The organism is Campylobacter sp. RM12642 (assembly GCF_020137635.1).
Lineage (GTDB): Bacteria > Campylobacterota > Campylobacteria > Campylobacterales > Campylobacteraceae > Campylobacter_E.
In genome coordinates this window covers 1-4,042 of the sequence record NZ_JACGAT010000047.1, presented here as the reverse complement: position 1 = coordinate 4,042, position 4,042 = coordinate 1, and the positions used below count along the sequence as shown (strand labels likewise).

Sequence of the window (4,042 nt, the reverse complement as noted above, 5' to 3'; positions counted from 1 at the left end):
ATAAAATAAGTATTAAATATATTGATTATTTATATTAAAAATTAAGAAATTATTGCAATATAACAAATAATTATTGTAATATTTTATATATCTATTTCATAACTAATTTTAATTAGAATAATAATTTTAGGGGAGCGAAAGCTGAGAGTAGGCGTAATAGTCTTGACCCTTTGAACCTGTTTGGGTAATGCCAGCGTAGGGAGATGCAAAATTTTCTAATCCTTTCTTAGCATTCCCATAAATTGATTTTATGGAGAGTTGTATGAGTAATTTTTTCTTGTGGCTTGGAGCTAGTATTTCGCTAGCTGAAATTGAAGCCGGTAGTTTATTTTCAGGTCTTATTTTAAGTGATTCTTTATTTGCTATATTTTTTGGGCATTTTTTAGGTGGAATTTTATTTTTTGCTATGATGTATATTAGCACTAAACTAAAATACAATGCTATGGGTAGTCTTAAATATTTTTACTCACAAAATGGCAAAATATTCTTTTCATTTTGCAATTTTCTAGCTTTAATTTGCTGGAGTGCAGTTATGATTATGAGTGCAGCAATACTACTAAATGGACTATATCCAAATACAAATTTTAACTTAGTAGCAATTTTGTTATCATCACTTTTAATAATATGGCTATTCTTAAAACAAAATTTATTAATGTTAATAAATAATTTTATAGTTTGCATACTTTTTTTGATAGTAATTTATATTTTTTATAACTTAATTAATCTTAATTTAAACCAAATAGAAGTTAATAAAATAAACTTGATAAATGCTATTGAACTAAGTATTGCTATGCCAATTTCTTGGCTTGCATTAGTTGGTGATTATACAAAATATTTTAAAAATCCAATAAAAGATAGTTTAGTAGCTTCAGTCGCGTATTTTCTAGGAAGTTCACTTATGTATATAATTGGATATTTAACTATGAAATACTATAGCGACCTTTCTAGTTTTTTAATCACTTTAAAATTATCAATGTTAATAATATTTTTGATTATTTTTTCAACAATAACAACAACATATTTAGACATTTTTTCAGCTAATGAAAGTATTAAAAATATAAATAATAAATTTGGTAATAAAATTACAATTTTATTAATAATCTTTATTGCTTTATTAATAGCTATTTTTATACCTTTTTCTTTATATGAAAATTTTTTATATACATTAAGTTCAGTATTTTTACCTATGGCATCGGTTATAGTATGTGTATATTGTTTTAAACTAAAAAATTCAGCTAAATTAAATTTTTTAATTTGGTTTATTGGATTTTTAATTTATCAAATACTGATTTATTTTGATTTTTTAGCATCAATTTTAACTTTTTTAATCATTTTAATTTTAACCTTAGGAGGAGAATATGTATCAAAACATTATGCAAAAAACAAGAAATCATAAAACTTTAGTAGAAAGTATTACAAATTATGTAACGATAAATGACTCAGCTAACGCTATTTTAGCTGTTGGTGGCTCACCTATTATGGGAGATTTTTATGAAGAAGTTGGTGAAATTGTTACAATTAGTAATGCGGTTTTGCTAAATATCGGGCAGTTAAACGAAAATCTAATAAAAGCCCATAAAAACGCAGCCTTAAAGGCAAATGAATTAAATATTCCTATTGTTTTTGACCCCGTTGCAGCAGGAGTTAGTAATGCAAGAAATAATTTATGTAAATATTTAATGCAAAATATAAAGTTTTGTGTAATTAAAGGCAATGCAAGCGAGATAAATTATCTAGTAAATAAGACATTAAATACAAGTGGCTGCGATAGTAGTGATGAAATAAATCAAAATGATTTAGAAAAATACATTGATTTTGCTAAAAAACATAAAACTATTTTGGTAATCACAGGTAAAAATGATTTTATTATCAGCAAAACGAATGTTTTTATACTAAGCAATGGTTCGGCAATGCAGACGAAAATCACAGGTGCAGGTTGTATGCTAGGCAATATCTTAGCCGTTTTTGTTGGGGCAAATGATGATAAATTAAATTCTGTAATCACAGGTATAAGTGCATTTAACATAAGTGCTGAAATAGCCGAAACTAAAGCAAATGGCACTATGTCGTTTAAAATGCACTTAATTGATGAGTTAAGCAAAATTGATGGAACTACCATAAAAGAAAGGATAAAAATTGAAAAACTTAGATGAAATTTTAAGATTTTATGCAATTAGTGATGATATATACACTAAAGAAGATGAATTATTAGATATTTGTGAGATTTTATTTGCAAATCATGTAACTTGCTTTCAAGTAAGAAATAAAGCGAACAATTATAGCCTTAATACACTTTTAAAATTAAAAAATCTTTGTGAAATAAAAAAAGTAGCTTTAATAATAAACGATGATTTAGACCTTGCAATTAAGCTAAATGCTGATGGTATTCATCTAGGACAAAGTGATATAAACAAAAATCTAAAAATACCAAAAAATATGTTTTTAGGAATAAGTGCAAGTAATTATGAAGAAGCGTTAAAAGGCTTACAATTAGGAGCAAATTATCTAGGCATTGGAGCAATTTATGAGAGCAATACTAAAAAAGATGCAAAAATGCTAAGCAAAAATGACCTAATAAAAATAGTGCAAGAAATAAACATTCCTAAAGTGGCAATAGGAGGATTAAATTATCAAAATATAGACAATTTAAAAGAATTTAAAATAAAAAATATAGCTTGTATAAGTGCGATTTATGAAAATCAAAATTATAAAGCAAATTGCGAAAAATTATGGAAAAAGATTTCTCTTTTATAATTGACCTTGATGGCGTAATCATTGATAGCGTTGGCTTTTGGCAAGAATTAGCTAATGGATATAATTTAGATGATTTAAGTTTTTATGATGGGCTTAAAAAAATTGATGAATTAAACAAAACTAAATTAAGTAAAAAAATTATTAAAACTTGCATTGATTTTTATAGCAAAGAAGCTAATTTATGTATAGGTGTAAATGAGTTTTTAGCCAAATTTAAAGCTTATAAAAAGTGTATTTATACAGCTAGTCCATTTGCAAAACTTGTTTTAAAAAGATTTGATATTTTAGATGAATTTGTTTTCATTCAAGATGAAAGAAAATATTTAAAAACTACTCAAATAGCTTTAAAAACTTGTATGAATAAGCTAAATACTAATAATTTTATTTTAATTGATGATAGCTTTAAAATAATTGATTTAGCTAATAAAAACGACATTTTTAGCGTTGGAATCAATTGCGAAAATGCAACAATAAATATTAAAAACATAGGAGAATTAAATGAAAAAGATATTAAGTATAGCTGGAAGTGACCCATCTGGTGGGGCTGGGTTGCAAGCTGATATAAAGACAATTCAAGCTCATAAAATGTATGCAATGAGTGTAATTACAGCTCTAACTGCTCAAAATACTAGCGGAGTTTTTGGCGTTTTAAGGGTTGATACAGATTTTATAAAAGCTCAAATAAAAGCTTGTTTTGATGAATGCGAAATAGATTTTATAAAAATCGGAATGCTTTATGATGAAGAAATTATAAATTGTGTTAAAAATACTCTAAATGGATATAGTAAAATCGTATTAGATCCAGTAATGGTATCTACAAGTGGTGCAAGATTGCTTGATGAAAGGGCGATTAATGCTATAAAAGATTTTGCAAAAAATGTTTATTTGATTACTCCAAATTTATATGAAGCTGAAGTTTTGTTGGGCGAAAAAATCACAAATGAAAAAGATGCAATAAATGCAGCAAAAAGTCTAGAAAAAACTCTAAATTGTAAGGTTTTGTTAAAAGGTGGACATTTAAAAGCAAGTGATTTTTTAAGCGAAAATGGTGAAATTACGATTTTTAAAGGCGAAAAAATAAAAAATATTGTAACTCACGGCACGGGTTGTACTCTAAGCTCTGCAATTGCTTGTAATTTAGCTTTAAACGAAGATATTAAAACAGCTTGTAAAAATGCAAAAGATTATGTAAGTAATGCTTTAAAAAATAGCTTTAATTTTAATTACAAAGTAAAATTATTAAATCATTTTTAGCATTATAGTTTTAAGCTTTAATTTTAAAATATGT

5 protein-coding genes and 1 riboswitch are annotated in these 4,042 nt (G+C 25.7%); all 5 genes read left to right on the top strand.

What is annotated here, in order from left to right; all coding sequences use genetic code 11:
- Window positions 1–118 precede the first annotated feature (118 nt).
- Window positions 119–219: riboswitch (TPP riboswitch) on the top strand.
- Window positions 220–262: 43 nt separating this feature from the next.
- The 5 genes from AVBRAN12642_RS09465 to thiD are packed head-to-tail and all read left to right on the top strand — an operon-like array spanning window position 263 to window position 4,008.
- Window positions 263–1,396, top strand: coding sequence for a cytosine permease (locus AVBRAN12642_RS09465; RefSeq protein ID WP_336607407.1), 1,134 nt, complete (start codon window positions 263–265; stop codon window positions 1,394–1,396).
- Entirely contained in the window at window positions 1,359–2,153 is a 795-nt protein-coding gene (gene thiM, locus AVBRAN12642_RS09460) for a hydroxyethylthiazole kinase (protein WP_336608289.1), read from the top strand. Before AVBRAN12642_RS09465 ends, thiM begins: the two co-directional genes overlap by 38 nt.
- A complete protein-coding gene (gene thiE, locus AVBRAN12642_RS09455; RefSeq protein WP_336607409.1) occupies window positions 2,137–2,754 on the top strand; it encodes a thiamine phosphate synthase in 618 nt (205 codons plus the stop codon). Before thiM ends, thiE begins: the two co-directional genes overlap by 17 nt.
- Complete coding sequence (locus AVBRAN12642_RS09450) at window positions 2,730–3,284, top strand: hypothetical protein (RefSeq protein ID WP_336607410.1); 555 nt, start codon at window positions 2,730–2,732, stop codon at window positions 3,282–3,284. Before thiE ends, AVBRAN12642_RS09450 begins: the two co-directional genes overlap by 25 nt.
- Entirely contained in the window at window positions 3,253–4,008 is a 756-nt protein-coding gene (gene thiD / locus AVBRAN12642_RS09445; protein WP_214150600.1) for a bifunctional hydroxymethylpyrimidine kinase/phosphomethylpyrimidine kinase, read from the top strand. The genes AVBRAN12642_RS09450 and thiD overlap by 32 nt, the downstream gene beginning before the upstream one ends.
- Window positions 4,009–4,042 lie beyond the last annotated feature (34 nt).

Coding starts and splice junctions, on each gene's coding strand:
- AVBRAN12642_RS09465 (WP_336607407.1), top strand. CDS start 263: ATGAGTAATTTTTTCTTGTGGCTTGGAGCTAGTATTTCGCTAGCTGAA.
- thiM (WP_336608289.1), top strand. CDS start 1,359: ATGTATCAAAACATTATGCAAAAAACAAGAAATCATAAAACTTTAGTA.
- AVBRAN12642_RS09450 (WP_336607410.1), top strand. CDS start 2,730: ATGGAAAAAGATTTCTCTTTTATAATTGACCTTGATGGCGTAATCATT.
- thiD (WP_214150600.1), top strand. CDS start 3,253: ATGAAAAAGATATTAAGTATAGCTGGAAGTGACCCATCTGGTGGGGCT.